The organism is Pseudomonas sp. FME51 (assembly GCF_014897305.1).
This window is the reverse complement of sequence record NZ_JABUYN010000001.1, coordinates 533,570-552,251: the sequence shown is the minus strand read 5'-3', so window position 1 is coordinate 552,251 and position 18,682 is coordinate 533,570. Positions and strand designations below refer to the sequence as shown.

General features: G+C 35.5%; 16 protein-coding genes. 9 read left to right on the top strand and 7 right to left on the bottom strand.

Going from position 1 to position 18,682, the window contains the following annotated elements; translation table 11 throughout:
* Positions 1-246 precede the first annotated feature (246 nt).
* A complete protein-coding gene (locus INT39_RS02560) occupies positions 247-627 on the bottom strand; it encodes a DUF2628 domain-containing protein (protein WP_193014456.1) in 381 nt (126 codons plus the stop codon).
* Between the two features lie 305 nt (positions 628-932).
* Positions 933-1,367 carry a universal stress protein gene (locus INT39_RS02555; protein WP_193014457.1) on the bottom strand — a complete coding sequence of 145 codons (435 nt, stop codon included), beginning with the start codon at positions 1,365-1,367 and terminating at the stop codon, positions 933-935.
* 701 nt (positions 1,368-2,068) lie between these two features.
* On the opposite strand from INT39_RS02555, the gene ftnA reads away from it, so the two are divergent.
* The 4 genes from ftnA to INT39_RS02535 all read left to right on the top strand — a co-directional run bounded on the left by ftnA (position 2,069) and on the right by INT39_RS02535 (position 4,671).
* Positions 2,069-2,572, top strand: a complete 504-nt coding sequence (ftnA, locus tag INT39_RS02550; RefSeq protein WP_193014458.1) for a non-heme ferritin — start codon at positions 2,069-2,071, stop codon at positions 2,570-2,572.
* Between the two features lie 422 nt (positions 2,573-2,994).
* Positions 2,995-3,387: a copper homeostasis periplasmic binding protein CopC gene (gene copC, locus INT39_RS02545; protein WP_193014459.1), complete on the top strand. Its 393-nt coding sequence runs from the start codon at positions 2,995-2,997 to the stop codon at positions 3,385-3,387.
* Positions 3,387-4,283 (top strand): copper homeostasis membrane protein CopD, encoded by an 897-nt coding sequence (copD, locus tag INT39_RS02540; protein ID WP_193014460.1) that lies wholly within the window; start codon positions 3,387-3,389, stop codon positions 4,281-4,283. The genes copC and copD overlap by 1 nt, the downstream gene beginning before the upstream one ends.
* Positions 4,284-4,329: 46 nt before the next feature.
* Positions 4,330-4,671, top strand: a complete 342-nt coding sequence (locus INT39_RS02535; protein WP_193014461.1) for a YebY family protein — start codon at positions 4,330-4,332, stop codon at positions 4,669-4,671.
* Positions 4,672-4,974: 303 nt separating this feature from the next.
* On the opposite strand, the gene INT39_RS02530 is transcribed toward INT39_RS02535, so the two are convergent.
* The 3 genes from INT39_RS02530 to yebS form a co-directional block, all read right to left on the bottom strand.
* Positions 4,975-5,217, bottom strand: a complete 243-nt coding sequence (locus tag INT39_RS02530) for a DUF1480 family protein (protein ID WP_193014462.1) — start codon at positions 5,215-5,217, stop codon at positions 4,975-4,977.
* Between the two features lie 209 nt (positions 5,218-5,426).
* On the bottom strand, positions 5,427-7,745 hold the full coding sequence (locus tag INT39_RS02525; protein WP_193014463.1) for a PqiB family protein: 2,319 nt from the start codon (positions 7,743-7,745) through the stop codon (positions 5,427-5,429).
* A complete protein-coding gene (yebS, locus tag INT39_RS02520; RefSeq protein WP_193014464.1) occupies positions 7,687-8,955 on the bottom strand; it encodes a membrane integrity lipid transport subunit YebS in 1,269 nt (422 codons plus the stop codon). Before yebS ends, INT39_RS02525 begins: the two co-directional genes overlap by 59 nt.
* 264 nt (positions 8,956-9,219) lie before the next feature.
* Between yebS and INT39_RS02515 the strand changes: the two genes are divergently transcribed.
* The 5 genes from INT39_RS02515 to htpX all read left to right on the top strand — a co-directional run bounded on the left by INT39_RS02515 (position 9,220) and on the right by htpX (position 16,185).
* The gene (locus INT39_RS02515; RefSeq protein ID WP_193014465.1) at positions 9,220-9,717 is read left to right on the top strand and encodes a GAF domain-containing protein; all 498 of its coding nucleotides are present in this window, start codon (positions 9,220-9,222) and stop codon (positions 9,715-9,717) included.
* 95 nt (positions 9,718-9,812) lie between these two features.
* Positions 9,813-10,505, top strand: coding sequence for an RNA chaperone ProQ (gene proQ, locus INT39_RS02510; RefSeq protein ID WP_193014466.1), 693 nt, complete (start codon positions 9,813-9,815; stop codon positions 10,503-10,505).
* Positions 10,506-10,524: 19 nt separating this feature from the next.
* Complete coding sequence (gene prc, locus INT39_RS02505; RefSeq protein ID WP_193014467.1) at positions 10,525-12,585, top strand: carboxy terminal-processing peptidase; 2,061 nt, start codon at positions 10,525-10,527, stop codon at positions 12,583-12,585.
* Positions 12,586-13,531: 946 nt separating this feature from the next.
* A complete protein-coding gene (locus INT39_RS02500) occupies positions 13,532-14,884 on the top strand; it encodes an OprD family outer membrane porin (RefSeq protein WP_193014468.1) in 1,353 nt (450 codons plus the stop codon).
* Between the two features lie 422 nt (positions 14,885-15,306).
* Entirely contained in the window at positions 15,307-16,185 is an 879-nt protein-coding gene (gene htpX, locus INT39_RS02495) for a protease HtpX (protein ID WP_193014469.1), read from the top strand.
* An 86-nt stretch (positions 16,186-16,271) separates the two neighbouring features.
* On the opposite strand, the gene INT39_RS02490 is transcribed toward htpX, so the two are convergent.
* The gene (locus INT39_RS02490) at positions 16,272-17,135 is read right to left on the bottom strand and encodes a hypothetical protein (RefSeq protein WP_226944466.1); all 864 of its coding nucleotides are present in this window, start codon (positions 17,133-17,135) and stop codon (positions 16,272-16,274) included.
* 142 nt (positions 17,136-17,277) lie between these two features.
* Positions 17,278-18,669, bottom strand: coding sequence for an L-cystine transporter (locus INT39_RS02485; protein ID WP_193014470.1), 1,392 nt, complete (start codon positions 18,667-18,669; stop codon positions 17,278-17,280).
* Positions 18,670-18,682: the final 13 nt, after the last annotated feature.

Sequence of the window (18,682 nt, the reverse complement as noted above, 5' to 3'; positions counted from 1 at the left end):
ATAATAACATTAACTCAAGCTTCTTCTGATTAGAAAATCAAACTTTAGTGTTATTTTAAGATAGATTTCTTTAATTATATTAAAGTTAAATTATTAGTGATGTTGATATAAATAATAATTAAAGTGAGTAAAAAGTAGAGTGAATGTGGAATAAATAGGGGAAAATCTGAATTATCATAAAACTAAAACTAAAACTAAAACTAAAACTAAAACTAAAAAGGGACATATTGTCCCTTTTATCATTTTTTATAAAACACCTTCAAACGGGTTCCAACTCTGATCGTTTTTGGCTTCTTTCAAGTAATATGCATAATTAGCAGTTATTGCCCATAAAATATTAACAGCGATACCGATAGCATTGATCACGCCGTTATTAACAGGTAATAATCCGACAATAACAAAAATAGCAATATTAATTGCGAATAGTGTTAATGCTTTACGCCATAACCCAAGAATAAGAAAGTAAATAAAACCAAAGAAAAATGCCCAGATATTCATTCCAATAAGAATGCGCTTGCCAAAAGGGAGTGCTTTATAGGCTGCTTTAAATTCTGGTGTTTTAGGCGAACCGTATTTATCAAAAAATGAAAAACGTTCTTGCCATTTTTCAGAATACTCATTATTCATGTTAATTCCTTTTACCCGTGTTGATTAAATATAGCTTTAATGGAAAGGAAAGTATTTTTACATAAATTAATATTGTGAACAATATAAATCTTTTAGAGATGATTAATATAGATGTTTATATAATAAATGCTAATGCGAGAGAGTTTAATATTATTTTCTAACGTTTTTCTAAGAATATATCGTTGATACGTACTCTTAAAAATAAAAATTATAAAATATTATTTTGTAGCCATTTTGTGAGATAAGGAATAAGAAATCTGGATTATAGCTTATTCCAGATTTCTTATGGAGAATGAAGCGAGCTATTAACGTACGACTAATACTGATGATTCCGCATAGCTAACCACAGACGATGCAGTAGAGCCCAGAAGGTAAGTTTTCATCCCAGGATTACGAGAACCGATAACAATGAGTTCTGCTTGCGTTTTTTTCGCTGTTTCTAAAATTTTATCGCGAGGATTACCAATAGAAACATAAAACTGGGTGGTACTGTTTGGAATGTCAATGTGCGATAAGTTTTCTTTTAGTGTTGATAGGGCAATTTCAATACGTTGCTTGTCACTTGCAAGTCTGTCTTGGCCAGCGAAGGCAAATCCAACAAAAGACTCATAACTTGGAATGACGGATAAAAAATGAATATTTAGTTTATCAGCAACAGATAGTGCTTTTAGGTGAGAAACAACTTTGTCTAATAAGCCAAGCTCTGTAAAATCAACGGGTACTAACACTGTTTTTGTCATAGTGGCTCCTAATTAACCTTTATTATGATTAGGGCTTTGATATTAATTTTTTTGTACATACAAACATCAGTTACTTACTAATCTTATCAGCCAAAATCAAAAACTGTACAAAAATTAGGAATATTTTTATTTTTTGCGAGTTATGTATTTTTTATATGAAAAAATGCAGAAAATAGTAAACTGATTGAGTCAGTATTCGGTAGGAGAAAATCTAAATTAGTTTATATAATATAAATAAGAGCTAGAAATGATAATAATAAGAAATTTTATCTATTATAAGCAATGTTAAAATTATTTTTATGCTATATAAAATAAATTAATTTATTAAAGTAATATCTTGTTTTTGTAATTAAATTTATAATTTTTATTAAATATGAAATAACACTATGGTAATTTTTAGTAAAAATAAGTAAGCAATTCTTATTGAGGATTTAATTTAAGATAATTACAAAATAACCTTTTTTTACAACGAGTTGTATTTTTTTAATTGTGTTTTATATCAATATATCCTTAATGATAATAAGTATTATTTAGTTATGGTGCAAATAAAAAAAACAGAGTGCAAATGAGATTGGTTTTTATTTTTATTACAGGGTAATCAATTGAAAAATTAAATAAAACTATATTTAAATAGCTATATTTTTATTTTTAAGTGTGCATAATATCCATAATGTTAATTTTCATCGTAAGGGACGTAAAATATGTTACATCAAGATATGATTAATAAATTGAATGAACAGCTTAATTTAGAGTTTTATTCGGCAAATCTTTATTTGCAAATGAGTGCTTGGTGCGACGATAAAGGATTTGATGGTGCGGCTAAATTTTTAAAAGCGCACTCTCGCGAAGAAATGGAACATATGCACCGCCTATTCGATTATTTAAGTGATACAGGTGCAATGCCTCTACTTGGTGCTATTGAAGCGCCACCATCAGAATTTTTATCATTATCAGATTTATTCGATAAAACCTATGAACATGAAAAGCATATTACAGCCGAAATTAATAAATTAGCGCATGTTGCAATGACTACTCAGGATTATTCGACTTTTAATTTCTTACAATGGTACGTTGCTGAACAGCATGAAGAAGAGAAATTATTTAAATCAATCCTAGATAAATTAGCGATGGTCGGTAACAGTGGTAAGGCTTTATTCTTGTTAGATAAAGATCTGAACACATTATCAACATCTGCACATGTTTAATTATTAACAATACGATTGATTATTAGATATTAAGATAATCTTAAGTTACTAAAGAGTATCCCCCTAATTGTAGCGCCCTGCTGTGAATAAACGGCAGGGCGTTTTTTTATTTCCTATTTTTATATTTGTTTGTTTTTTATGCAAATTGGATTTTTTGAGATATTATTTATACAGAGGGGGGATTTCACTTTTGACTTAATTTGGTTACGTATTGAACTGTTTAGACTGTCAATATGAGTATTATATTTTTTTGAAATGTAAAAATGAGTGATATTTGAAACAGAAACTGCTTTAAATAACATATATTTTGAGTGCTAGTTCACAACCTTTTATTTCAAATATCAAGAAGCGAAGATCTTGACGTAAATTTGCTATAAAATATTTCAATAAATAAAAAATCACCTGTAATTTAAGAGGTTATTATGTCATTAAACACACTTAAGACATCTTGGGGTAAATTATCAGCTATTGCTGTTTTATTCTTGGGTATGTCATACCAACAAGCTCTGGCGCATGCACAATTAAAATCGCAATTGCCTGCCGAAGGCGCTGCCATTGAACAGTCTCAAGCACCTAAAGTAATTACACTTGATTTTTCTGAAGGCATTGAACTTGCTTTTAGTAAAATTAAAGTCACTAATGCTGATGGAAAAGCGATCACTGTAGGTAAGTTAAGCTTAGATCCTGTGAACAACACTAAATTATTGTTACCTTTAGAAAGCGAATTAGCAGAAGGTAATTATTTAGTTGATTGGAATGTGGTTTCTGTTGATGGACACAAGACAAAAGGTTCTTATCAATTTAGTGTAAAATAATGACACCTGAAGACGTTTATATTTTATGCCGTTTCTTCCATTTTGTGGCAGTCATGTTTATGTTCGGACTGAGTTTTTCGGCTGCCATTCTCGCAAAAGATAAGTTTATTCCACTTATTCAAGTTCGCTTACGCCCAGCATTAGCGATCAGTACTATCACGGTTTTTATTACCACATATTTATGGATGACAGTGCAATCCGGTATTATGGGTGATGGATGGGAGGATGCTTGGTCACTAAATATATGGAAAGCGGTATTAGGTACTTCATTTGGTCAAATTTGGCAGTGGCAATTAGTATTAGCAACAATTGCTTTAGCTATACTATTTATACACCAACGTTATATTCGTAATATTGCATTATTAATTATTGCATCAATTATGTTGGTTCTACATGCCTCTATTGGCCATGGTGCAATGTTTACCGGTTCAGACGCGATATTTTATAAAATTAATCAAAGTATCCATCTTCTTAGCGCGGCATATTGGTTTGGTGGCTTATGGCCTTTTGTTGCTTGTTTACAGTTTTTACGTAATAAAGATGAACTTGCAGAAGGTATGATCAAGCCTATTATCGGTACAATGAAGCGATTTTCTTTATTTGGTCATATCGCCGTATTGCTTGTTATTATCACAGGTATTATTAGTGCGGTTATGCTAATTCCAGGTTGGCCTGTAACGCAATTATCATCCGAATATCAAAGCATGCTATGGCTTAAAATTAGTTTAGTTGTATTAATGCTAGGTTTAGCTGTAGTTAATCGTTATATTTTGGTACCTCACCTCCGTAAAAAAAATAATTTCCAATGGTTGCTGATTAATAGCTGGTTTGAACTATTACTTGGTACTATGGCTATTTTTACTGTTGCCATCTTTGCGATTAACTCACCGGTATAGATTGTTATATAATCATAAAAATCTAACTTCTTAATGAGACATGAACATGAAACGTTTCTTATTGGCGGGGATGTTAATACTTTTCTCTTTTCAGGCATTCTCTGCACCTATTTCCACTGTGAGTAAACTTCAATTTGGCGATAATTGGCCATTTACACGAGAAGAGGTGATGCTCAATTGTCGTGCTGATGGTGCATGGTTTGTGATTAATCCTGCTACATTAGTGCAGTATCCACTTAATGAAATTGCAATGAAACAAATGGAAAGTGGAAAAGTAAAAGCCCAATTAATTGATATTATCGTACTTCCTGATCCTAAATACCCTGAAAAGAAAAAGTCACTAGAACCTATACAAGGTGCACTTAAATCACTTTGTGACAATAATTAATCAAGTGATTGATATTATTATATGAGTCTTTTGTTTTTTATTTCATTGATTTAAATAAGAAAAGAATGAGTGGAAAATATTTTTAATAGAAAAGAGCGTGTTGCTATGTTGTTTACTGGATCTTTACATATTGTTAGCTAATATTTAACAGTGAGTTGTAAAGATAGAAAAGTCTGAGTTAATTCTCAATTTTGTTTATGCAGTAACCAGTAATCACTTTTTAGCGCACGGCTCGCAATGAGCCTTTTCCCTAAGCCAGATAAATGATTTATCTGGCTTTTTTTATTTCGCTTTAGCATCTCATTATGCCACTTTTAATATCCAATGATGGCTATCTTTGTCATAAGCATGACGATAAAGCAGAATATTTTTATCTTTTAATTGGGCTGGAATACTGGTGTTCTCATCCCATCCATCTAATTGCATACAAAACTCTTTATCATAATCGCATGGAATATGAATATAAGTTAATTGATTATCGGAAGAGTGTTTCAAAGTGATATCTTCGATTTCATAACAAGCAATTTTTAACGTTGTATTTTTCATGATATAGCTCCAGTTTAGGCGATGTTGTGTTGTGTTCCACTGATTTTGTTGGAACATTTCTTGTAAAGAATGCTTTTTGACCAAACAAAATTAAGCATAGTATAAATGGAATCTATTTCCAAAATATATCTTTAAAATAAAAAAAGCGGATCGTTTTTTGTGATCCGCTTTAAATAAATGGTTTAAAATGAGGCGAAATTATCTAATTTTTATGGTTTTGGTATGGCCGTTCCCCATTCATCCCAATCTTTGGGTTCTTTTGCATTTAATATAAAGTTTTGTTCCTGTTTGGCTTTCGCTTGCAATGGTGTGGAAGGTGGTGTTGCGAATGTAATTCCTCCACGTATAAATTGCTTGAATGTTCCACTGCGAATAACACCTCCCGTTAAACCAAACGAGAAATTATATCCAGAAGAGAGCCAGAACTCAGTGTTATTACGAATAAGGTATTGATATTTCTTACTAATTCTAATGTGAATTAATACTCTATCTGACATGCTTCCTAGCTCTAAACCTGTTACCGCGCCCACTTCAAGGCCTCGATAATAAATTGGCGTACCAATTTGCACAGAGCCTGCTTCAGTTGCATTTAGGACTAGGTTTAATCCATCAAGATAGCGGGAGTCAGTGATATTTGATGTCTGTAATTCAAACTGGCGATATACGCCACCATTACCAGGTTCTGCTTTAATGTAAGGCTGAATAAGAGAATCAAGGTTATCTAATCCTGAAGCCGTTAATTCTGGTGTGACAACAGCAAATCGGCTACCTGACCTTGCAAAGGTTTTTACATAATCAGGGTAAAGAACAGCAGATACTGTTACCGCTTTTCTATCAGATGAAAGAATGAGTGATTCAACTTGTCCAATATCAATACCTAAATAACGAATAGGCATGCCTTCAGATAGTTTACTTGCATCGTAGGTTTTTAAGGTAATCTGAGCACCAATAGCTCGCGCACTGGTTTCTGAAGAATAGAGTTTGTAGCGTGAAGCATTATTATTGATATTTTCAAAGTTATCGAAACTGATAGCGCCTTTTAATGCTCGATTTAATGGTGTAGCTTCAACAGTTAATCCCGAACCATTGACAGAAACTTTCGCTGCACCTTCGGTCCAGAAAACGCTTTTTTCCGTAAGAAGGTGACGATATTGTTTAGAAATATAAACATCAATATCAAATTCATCCATTAACGGTCTGACATCCGTGATTTCACCCACTTGGAATTGGTGATAAAGAACAACAGAACCTTTCTGAATACCTGGGAGACTTGACGCTTTTAACGTCAATGTAATGGGTAATTCATTACCATTGATGCTGGCTTTAGCAAAAAAATCGTTACGATAAAGGCGGTATTGTTCTTTTGGCGCGCCTTTATTGCCTTGGATAAGATGTATACCTCCTTCAAGCCATTCTTGAGGAGATGCTCCTTGAATATCAATACCGTTTAAACCCATATTGACGTTAATTCGGCTATTAGCAACAAACTTACTATTCTCATAAATATAATGCTTATATTCAGGAGCAATAATGGCGTCAAAGATAACACCGTCATCACTCATATTACGTTGAATAATTTGTCCAATTGTAATACCTCTAAAGAGAATAGGTTGCCCAGCATCAACACCCCAACTTTCTTCACTGGTGAGAGAAATAATTAAACCATCTTCACCATATATCGCTTTACCCGCATCCACAGAAGTTGCTGATTGTAAAACAAATTGTTGGTTTTCCTGTGCGGGCAGGCTATTTTCTGGAGAATCAAAAGCAATAGCACCATTAATTAAGGCAGAAACACTTTCCATTTTAACGGACACGCCACTTTTTAAATTAAAATTACCTTGAAATCCAGAAACATTCCAAAAATGACTGTCTTGGCGAATTAAGTGGGCATATTGTTTATCAATACTAAGTTCAATAAAAACACCTTGGTTATCAGGGCGAATGGCATAACTATATACTTTACCCACAGGGACTTGACGATAATAAACTTGAGAGTCAACATTCAGTGAGCCCAATTTATCTGCGGTTAAAGTAATCAACTGTTGGTTTTTATCAATGTTTGCTTGGGGACGAACGTCTTGTGCAATAAATGTAAACTGCTTTTCACCTTCACCAGGTAGCATACTGATATAGTTACCACCGACTAATGCATCTAATCCGGACACACCGGAAAGGCTCGCCTTAGGCGTTACAAGCCAAAACTGTGTGTTCTTACGTAGTGCGGTGGCAAGATCTTTACGGATATCCGCAGTGACAATAACGCGACGTAAGTCATCACTTAGCGTGACATCTTTAACAATACCTATATCAACGCCTTGATAGCGAATAGGTGTACGACCGGAGACAATCCCTGATGCAGATTGAAAATCAATAGTAATTTGTACGCCTTTGTCTTGCCAATGTTGGAAAAGTAGCCAACTTGCAATAAAAATAGCGATAACAGGAAGCAGCCAAAATGTCGAAATTTTACGTTTGCGGCGTATTTGGGCTTGTGTTTCCTGAACGTCGTTTTCTTCGTGTTGCATAAGTATCCCATAGTAAACGACTATCCAACCATTCAACGGCAAGGATAGTAAGAATAACGGCAGTACCAAAATAAAAAGCAGCAGGACCCATTGTAAATGTCATTAGTTGATCTCGATTAATTAATGACATCATTAGTGCGATAACAAAGAGATCAAGCATCGACCATCGGCCTATCCAAGAGACAAAACGGTATAATTTCATACGAAAAAGAGGATCAATACGAGAATGAAAATGAATACTTAATAATAAACCTAGCATGATAATAATTTTGAAAAAAGGTACAAAAATACTGGCGATAAAAACAATAATTGCAATCGGGGTATTGCCTGAATTCACTAAGGAAAGTACACCTGAAAAGATGGTATCTTCATGACGCTGGCCATTTAAATAAAAAATAGAAATAGGCAATAAATTTGCCGGTAATAATAAAATAATTGCTGTGATTAATGCGGCCCATGTCTTTTGTAAACTCATTGGTTGCCTTAGGTTATAGCAAGATCTACAGCGAGGACAATGCGTTGAGGGCGTTTTTTTAAAATGATAATGACAGGCATGGCATGTGGCAGGGCTTATCGAGATCTCTTTTTGTGGATAAAAGCGTTGCCAAAGTTGGTCCATATTAATGTTAATCAACATTAATAAGCTCAGTAGCATTAAAGAAACAAAGGCAATTAAACCATTACCAACATAAACAGTTGCGTAGTCACCTAATTTTATTGTTGCAACACCCAGCCCAATCAAATAGACATCTAGCATTACCCACTCTTTTAGTTTACCGAGCATTAATAACACGGGGCGTAAATTAAAACGTAAACGAGCGCCCAAATGAAGATATAAAATAGCAATAGGCAGACTGAGTGGTGCAGCAACTGCACAAAACGCAACCATGGTTGCAGTAAGAGGAGAACCTTGCTCTGACATCATACGAATACCATCAAGTACATTTGCGGTTATCATTGTACCTAATAGATAAATTTTGATTAATGGCTGAGTAAATGCGATTGATGCCAAAATTAACATTGTGATAGATAAAATTAATAGACGAGTTAATGACCAATCCCGATAAGAAGAGAGTTTGGCTTGGCAACGTGGACAATAAGCATCTTCGCCACGCTTAAGTGTAAGAGGAAGTGTCACAAGATGATCACACTCTTGGCAGTGTATTGATTTTGTTTCCACAGTTGCGTTATTGTTTACGGTATTGCTCATTAATTCGCCTAAGTTGACTTTCTTCAGACTTATCGTTTGATTAAGCTAAAAAAAAGTACCTATACTCAATGGTTCACAAGTTATCATTTTTATTATATTTACGCCTTTCATTTTACAATACTCAGTGTCTGATTTTTTTGTGAGTGTTAAGGGCATATTATCGTTTTTTACCTAATTCTTGAAAGTGGAGTATTCAACCTCAAGATAAAATAGGCTAAATTATGAGTATGTTATCTATTTTAGTTACGTAAATAAGGTTTAATGATGCCAAAATCGCTTTTTTATCAGGAACTCACTGATAATTTGTCAGCCTTGTTGTCTGGTGAAAATGATCTTATCGCATCACTTGCTAATACCAGCGCACTTCTTTTCGAGAAGTTAGATACGATAAATTGGGTTGGATTTTATCTTAATGATGGAGATTCATTAGTTCTTGGCCCATTTCAAGGCAAAATTGCTTGTGTCAGAATAGGTTTTGGGAAAGGAGTTTGCGGAACTGCATACTCTGAAAACAGAATTTTAAGAGTGAGTGACGTTCACCAATTTAGTGGTCATATTGCTTGTGACAGTGCAAGTCAGTCTGAAATTGTTCTGCCTTTAGAGGTAAATGGACAAATTATCGGCGTTCTCGATATTGATAGCCCTATTTTTGATCGTTTTGATAAAAAAGATGAAAATGGGCTTAAAGCGTTGTGTGACGTGCTCTGCGAGCATTTAAAAACTTGTCATACAGCAAAATATTGTGAATTTTGTGTAAGTTAACAGGCGTTTGCCATAGAAATTGTTGGCAACACTATTATAATGTCGCTTGTTCATGCCTGCGCTGGTTGGCAAAACCGTTGTAATCAGGAAATTTCATGGAAAATCAACCTAAGTTGAATAGTAGTAAAGAAATCATCGCTTTTTTAGCTGAACGTTTCCCTAAGTGTTTTATCGCTGAAGGCGAAGCTCGCCCTTTGAAAGTCGGTATTTTTCAAGATCTCGTTGAGAATCTGAAAGATGAGACTCAATTGAGTAAAACACAGTTACGTTCGGCATTACGCTTGTATACCTCAAGTTGGCGCTACCTTTATGGAGTTAAAGAAGGAGCAAAACGTGTCGATTTGGAGGGTAATGACTGCGGCGAGCTGGAAGCTGAGCATATTGAACATGCTCGTACACAATTAGCAGAAGCCAAGGCGCGCGTTCAAGCCCAAAGAGCTGAACAACGTGCTAAAAAGCGCGAAGCTGAAGGTGATAAGGAGACCAGTAAACGTCCGGCAGCGAAAAAGCCAAATAATACGCGTCGTCAGCCACCTAAAGACGGTGAAAAACGGCAGCCTCGTCCTCAAAAAGCGACTCAAACACCTCGTAAAGCACCACAACCAAACACTGAAAAGTTAATTCCAGTTACAGATACCTCAGTTCTTACTGTGGGTCAGTCGCTGAAAGTTAACGTCGGCAGTAGTGTGATGAGTGCGACAGTGTTAGAGATCGCAAAAGAGGGTGTACGTGTACAATTGCCTAACGGTTTGGCAATGAATGTACGCACGGAACATTTAAAGTTCTGATACGGAGGCCAACCAGAGCATGAACAAACTTTTAAATGTGGCTTTTGCAATCGGATTAACGTTAACAGGTACTTCTGTTGTGATGGCTGAGAAACCAGCCACTCCAGCAATAGCAACTATTGATCAGTTACCCGAATTAAAGCAAGAGCCACAGCACTCTACTGTGAGCGAGCGAGTAACCTCTCGTTTTGAACGCTCTCATTACCGTCAGTTCTCGCTAGATGCGAGCTTTTCTGAAAAGATTTTTAACCGCTATCTTAATTTATTAGACTATAGCCACAATGTGTTGCTGGCGTCAGATATTGCCCAATTTGATAAAGAAAAAAACAAAGTGGGAGATTATCTGAAAAAAGGCGAGCTTCAACCGCTATATGATCTCTTCAATTTAGCGCAAAAAAGACGCTTTGAGCGTTTTCAATATGCATTAGACCGCATTAATAAGCCCATGGGTTTAACTGGTCAGGATAAGTTTCAGTTAGACAGAACAAAAGCACCATGGCCTCAAACTCAAGCTGAATTAGATAAGCTTTGGGATGAAAAAGTAAAATACGATTGGCTAACACTGAAGCTATCTGAAAAAACAGACAGTGAAATTAAAGAAACGTTGACTAAACGCTATAAAGCCGCTTTACGTCGCCAGACACAAAGTCAAAGCGAAGACGTTTTCCAAATTATTATGTCGGCATTTGCTCGTGAAATTGATCCGCATACCAGTTATTTATCACCAAGAAATACAGAAGCTTTTGATTCTGAAATGAGCCTTTCTTTAGAAGGTATTGGTGCTGTATTACAGATGGATGATGATTATCCTATGATCAACTCAATGGTGACTGGTGGACCCGCAGCCAAAAGTAAAGAGTTGAAAGTTGGGGATAAAATTATTGCTGTAGGCCAACAAAATAAACCAATGGTAGACGTTGTGGGTTGGCGACTTGATGATATTGTTGCTCTGATTAAAGGACCGAAAGGGAGCCAAGTTAAATTAGAGGTGATCTCTGATGAGAAAGGCGCCAAACCAAGAACGATCACCATAGTCAGAGAACAAATTCGTTTAGAAGACAGAGCCGTTAAATTGACTGAAAAAGTCATTAATGGCGAAAAGGTTGCTATTTTAGATATTCCAAGTTTTTATGTCGGTTTAACTAATGATGTCAAAACACAACTGCAAAAAGTAGCGAAAGACAATGTATCATCTTTGGTTATTGATTTACGGGGTAATGGGGGGGGTGCATTAACAGAAGCTATTTCACTTTCAGGCTTATTTATCCCAAGTGGCCCTGTGGTGCAAGTTAGAGATAACAATGGTCGAGTAAGACAAGATTTCGATAGAGATGATGTTGTTTACTATAAAGGCCCATTAGTTGTTATCGTAAACCGCTTTAGTGCTTCAGCTTCTGAGATTTTCGCGGCAGCTATGCAAGATTATGGGCGTGCTTTAATTGTGGGTGAACAAACCTTTGGTAAAGGAACCGTTCAGCAATATCGTCCATTAACACGTGTTTACGACCAGATGCTTAGCCCAGACTGGCCTGGTTTAGGTTCAGTACAATATACCATTCAAAAATTCTATCGAATTAACGGTGGTAGTACTCAACTTAAAGGGGTGACACCAGACTTGTTATTACCAAGTTTTGATAGTACCGATATGGGTGAGAGCTTTGAAGATAACGCATTACCTTGGGATAGTATTTCTCCAGCAAGTTATCAGTTATCTGAATATTCAGACAAATTGAAAATAGCATTAGCGCCATTGACTGAACAGCACACTAAACGTATTGCAAATGACAGAGAGTTTTCATACATTTTTGATGATATTCAACGTTATAATGATGCTAAAGCAAAAGGTGAAGATAAGTTTGTTATTTTGAACTTTGCCGAAAGAGAGAAAGAAAACAAAGAGCTTGAAACCATTAAATTAAATCGCATCAATGAGCGTTTTAAATTAGAAGGTAAGCCGTTGTTAAAATCACTTGAAGATTTACCAAAAGATTATGAAGGCCCAGACCCTTATTTAGATGAAACTGCAAAAATTGCAGTTGACCTCTCAAAAGTGCTTAAGCCTAAAAAATTATTAAATTAAGTTATCAGTGATAAATACGGGTACTTAAAGTAACCCCCCAATTATTGGGGGGTTTTTATATCCTAATATAATCGAAATATAAAAATTATCATTGTTAATCAATGTCTATTGGGAGAGTCATCAAACGTATTCTCAAAAAAGTAAGCTTATATCTTCTTGGCGGGGGAGGCTCATTACATTATTTCTCAATACATTTTAGCTATTTACTACATAAAGTTACCAGTAATATAAACAATTATTAATATATATAGATATTTAAATTTAACTTTATGCAACATAATTTTTAATTGAGAATACATTTCAAATAAGTTTTGTTAGATATAAATAAAAAAACACTCCATTGATTTTTAGGTGAATAACACTTTAAATGATGATGAAAAATGGTTTTATATCTAAAAAACAGAATGAAAAGTTTAATTAGCCATTTGTTGTGATTAAGATCTCATTTAATAGTTCGGTTATTGCAATAAATGTAACATATTGTGACAATGATCGCTTAAATTGACATAAAATTACTATAGCATAGAGATACTAAAAATTTAGTGTCTCTTTGAGACATCAACGCAACAGCTAAAAATCTTACCTTAATGATGAGTTATCTTTATTTTATGAGTTCAAAATGTATTATTAGAGTAGGGTGTATAACTTAATTATTATATTTTCAAAATCAGGTTTTCTACGTAAGGGATAATAACTAAAAAGCAAATAATCTATAATTTGCTTAAAAGGTTTCTATTACGAAAAAATAAGTAAATACCAATATGGTGAGATAGCCATATTGAAATTTTATGCCCAAAAATAATTTTAATGTTTGAAATTGATACAACCATGAATTTAATTGATGGTTGTTTTTTTAGCTAAATATAGAAGTGGTGCTTTTTTTGAACTTATTAAATATAAGCCAATATAAATTAACTCAAATATTTATTAACCAGGTTGAATTAAAATGAAAGTAAAAAGAATAGTATTGTTTATGTTTGCTCCTTGCCTTTTAGCTGTGAGCGCTGCCAATGCAGGGAATTGGGAAAATTCAATTAAAGAGAATTCACTTATTTCAGATTCTGAACTTGAGCTTTCTGCTATTAATATGTGGAAATACCTAAAAACTGAAAACCGTTTTGATAAAGAAGAGCAGCGTTATAGAAAGCAAGTTGCTAATGCTTGGGGACAAAACTTCCAAGCTGATTTCAGATCTGGTTATTTGGGGGGCATCCTCGGATTTGATGTTTCTTATTATGGTGGTATCAAATTAGGCGCAAGTAAAGACTTCGCCTCTCGTGCAATCTTATACAATGATGATGGTGAAGCAAAAGGCTATAACAAAATTGGTCAACGTTTCGCAAAAGTTAAATTTGATTTAGATCCTGTTTTAATTAATGGTAAAGCAGGTTGGTTTACCCTGAAAAACACAGGTATTTTTTCTAATTCACAGCGCCTTTCATTAAACAGCTATAATGGTTATGCCACTAACACTGCAATGGGTGATTGGAGCTTAGATTTACTGTTTCTTGACGGTAAAGTGATGCGTCGTGATAGCCCAAATACAGACAGAATGTATTTCAGCGATGGTAATGGCGTTAGACATAATATCGACCATGTCCTTACCGGTGGTATCAATTACAACTCAAAACCATTAAAAGTATTTTATTTCTACGGTCAGGCAGATGATGTATTCCGTCAACAAGGTTTAGAAACAAAATATAAATTAACCTCAGATCTCACCATTGGTGGTGTAGTTTATTACCACGATTATGGTAGCGATGGAAAACGTACATTAAGTGATGCTAATAAAGGTAAACGTAACTTTGATAATGATGCATGGCACTTTGCGGGCACCATGGAATGGCGTATTCCTGAATCTCCGTGGACATTACGTACTGGTGTAACTTATACCGACGCTGAAAAAGCGAATGGTGTTGGTCAATTTGCACGTAATCCAATTGGTAATACCCGTGGACGCTTTAATTCACCAGCTTACGCTGATATTGACTATGTACGTGATGGTGAAGTTATGGGTGCCTTGGAAGCTGAATACAGAGTTAGCAAAGAGCTGTCTGTTGGTGCGCGTACTAACTATAGTGAATTTAGCTACTCAGGCGAAAGATTAAAACAAGGACAGTTTGGTTTATTTAGCTACTGGAAACCAACAGCGAATCTTTCTGTTTCCTTAAGTGGGGGGATTGGTTGGCACCACCAGCAAGAAAACGATTACACCACACCAAAACTGTATGATGGTCACTCACAACGTGCTCACTCATTATCAGGTTCTATGACAACAACATATCGTTTCAAAATGTAGTTTATTGAGCTTATTGCTTATATCAGATGCACGACTTATATACATTGTAAGTCGTGCATAAAAATACAGAGAAAGTTGCTTTACCGTTGTGAGTAAATTATGGCTTCGGTATGCTAATCTGCATTGCTTTTTTATGGTGAACTCATCACCCACATACTAAACGATACAAACTGTTCCTAAAGTAATCTCTTCAGTCTGACAAAACAGAAAAATCACATCCTCTAGCACTAATCTCACATTATACTTAAGTTTTAAATGATGCCTAATATAGGGTGTTCATTGGCTATTCTTTTTATCAAAATGTAAAGTTATATCGATTTTAATATTAAATAAGTTAAAAGACTTGATAAAATCTAAAAAAGCCTTATTTATAAGATAGTTTTTGCAATGTGATAATTAGATAAAATAGGAACAGTATCAATATGATGAGAATTGCGTTATTCCTTTTAACAAACTTAGCCGTAATGTTTGTTTTTGGGATCATCTTATCTTTAACAGGTATACAAGGTCGTAGTGTTCAAGGCTTGATGATCATGGCGGGCTTATTTGGCTTTGGTGGTGCATTTATTTCACTGTTAATGTCAAAATGGATGGCATTACGTTCAGTGGGTGGCCAAGTTATCGAAAACCCAACCTCAGAAGTAGAGCGTTGGTTATTAAACACAGTAAGACGCCAGTCTGAGCAAGTGGGAATTAAAATGCCACAAGTGGCAATTTATGATGCACCTGATATTAATGCGTTTGCAACAGGGGCTCGTCGTGATGCATCGCTGGTGGCGGTAAGTACCGGTTTGCTAGCAAGCATGAGTCGTGATGAAGCAGAGGCTGTGATTGCACATGAAATTAGCCACGTTGCTAATGGCGATATGATAACCATGACCTTGCTACAAGGCGTTGTGAATACCTTCGTTATCTTTATTTCGCGTATTATTGCCCAATTTGTTGCTAACTTTATTTCTAATGATGAAGAGAGTGAAAATAGCAATGGTAACCCATGGGTCTATATGGGGGTTTCAATGGTACTAGAGATTGTATTCGGTATCCTAGCGAGCATTATCACCATGTGGTTCTCTCGTTATCGTGAATTCCATGCAGATGCAGGCTCTGCAAAGCTTGTTGGTCGTGAGAAGATGATTGCAGCATTGCAACGTTTAAAAACGAGCTATGAGCCACAAGAAGAGAGCAGCATGATGGCTTTCTGTATTAATGGACGTAATAAGTCATTCAGCGAATTATTTTTATCTCATCCACCATTAGATAAGCGTATTGAAGCACTACGCAACGGTGAGTATCTGAAATAAGATTGAGAGTTTAATCGTGAACTTTCAAAGTAAAGCGCTCAATATGAAAGTATTGGGCGCTTTCTGTTTATGATGAATAGGAGGGATTAATCTAAGTACTCACCAAAGTATGTCACCACTTTTTCTTCATCAATTTTAAGATTACCTTTCCAGCCTGCCCATGGCATTTCCATATCAGAGCGGCCTTTGGTGTTATTAAGCAGATTTTCTGCAATGGTAATGTCGCCGAAATTAGCCCAATGATCTAAAGATAATGGAATATAGGCATTAGGAATAACACCCACTAAGGCAAGTGAGTGCAAAATACCTCGTTTGGTATATCTATCACCAGAAATTAATTTTGCCTCATTTAACCGTTTTTCAAATTTACCCGGTGTTTCATCTTCAGGCGCATGGCGTAATAAATGGAGTAATTGTTGAAAGATCTCTTTATCCGCGGGCGTTGGATTGACAGGGGGGACGGTCAATAGATGTTTTAAATTCAAGTAAGCATAAGAGGGATTGCCCGTATAAGAATTACCGAAATAGAGGCAATATTGAAAATAGCTGTCATTAATATGTTTTTGCTGGTCAGCATCACTACAAATCCAACAACAGGCATATTGCGGTTTTTCATCATAATCATGTAATGGTAAATTTTGTAATTTATGAAAGGCGCCTAAAACAGAGCGCCCTCTAAGATAGCTGCCACCAACACCAGCAACAAATGCATCTAAGCACCGTTTTTGTGTGAGTAGAGGGTTATTCTTCAAGCTATTCAATTTAGTAATAACATCAGAGTGATCAGCAAAATTTTCAATAATATTAGGTTGCCAATTCACTTCAAATAATAAGGCTTGCTGTTTTTCTGAAAGAACATTGAGACGATAAAGAGAAACTTGGCGCTCAGGATCATATTGGCTATTTTCATATTTATAGAGTTTTCGCAGAACTCTCATAATTTTTTGCACGATGCTACCTTATTATGTTTATAGATTTTTTATTGGCATAGTTAAATTATGCAAATTGAAGATAATTAACTTAATCGAAATACACAAAAAAGCCAGTTCAATATGTGAACTGGCTTTTTCGGTCAAGATAAAATTTAAAGGTTTATTTAACCGTTAATTCTGTTTCTTCATCTTGGTTGAAGATTTCTTTGTCGGTCTGTCCCATTAATTGGCTAGTAATTGTCCCTGCGGCCATGGAACCACTCACGTTTAATGCAGTACGTCCCATATCAATTAATGGCTCTACAGAAATTAACAGAGCAACTAATGTCACTGGTAAGCCCATTGCAGGTAAAACGATAAGAGCTGCAAATGTTGCACCGCCACCCACGCCTGCAACACCGGCAGAACTGACGGTTACAATAGCAACTAAAGTGGCAATCCACATTGGATCTAATGGGTTAATCCCCACTGTTGGAGCAACCATGACAGCTAACATTGCAGGGTAGATACCTGCACAACCATTTTGGCCAATCGTTGTACCAAAAGAGGATGAGAAACTTGCGATAGATTCTGGCACACCTACACGTTTGATTTGTGTCTCAATATTCAACGGAATACTGGCTGCACTTGAACGGCTTGTGAAGGCAAATGCTAATAAAGGACCCGCCTTTTTGAAGAATTTGATCGGATTTAAGCCTGTAAAACTGACCAATAATCCATGAACTACAAACATTAAGCCGATAGCAACATAAGAGGCGACAACAAAGCTACCTAATTGAATTATGTCGTGCATATTCGAACTAGCAACAACTTTAGTCATCAGCGCCATGACACCATAAGGTGTTAACATCATAACAATACGAACCAGTTTCATGATCCATGATTGTAAGCAATCAATCGCGGCTAAAACTTTTTCGCCACGAGGTTTATCTTCTTTAAGTAATTTTAATGCTGCCATACCTAAGAAAGTGGCAAAGATAACAACACTGATAATCGATGTTGAACTAGCACCTGTTAAGTCAGCAAATGGGTTTTTAGGAATAAACGACAAAATAAGCTGTGGCATTGTTAAATCGGAAACTTTGCCGATGTAATTTTGCTCAAGTGCAATTAAGCGTTGTGCTTCTTGTTCACCTTGTACCAAGCCTTCTGCGGTTAAACCGAATAAATTAGCGATTACGATACCAATTAATGCAGAAATAGCGGTAGTAAATAATAAAGTACCAATAGTTAAGCCACTGATTTTACCTAGTGATGACGCTTGATGCAAACGAGCAACTGCACTAAGAATAGAAGCAAATACTAAAGGCATAATGATCATTTGTAATAGCTGGACATAACCATTACCCACAATATTAAACCAAAGAATAGATTCTTTAATGATAGGATCGTGTGAGTCATAGAATGCGTGTAACGCTAATCCAAAAGCAACACCAAAAACTAAACCAACAAGTACTTTCTTTGAGAGGCTCCACTGGCGTTGGCTTAATTTAGCCAAGACGAGTAATAACACAACAAAGACGAGTACGTTAATGATTAACGGAAAATTCATCTTAACTCTCCAA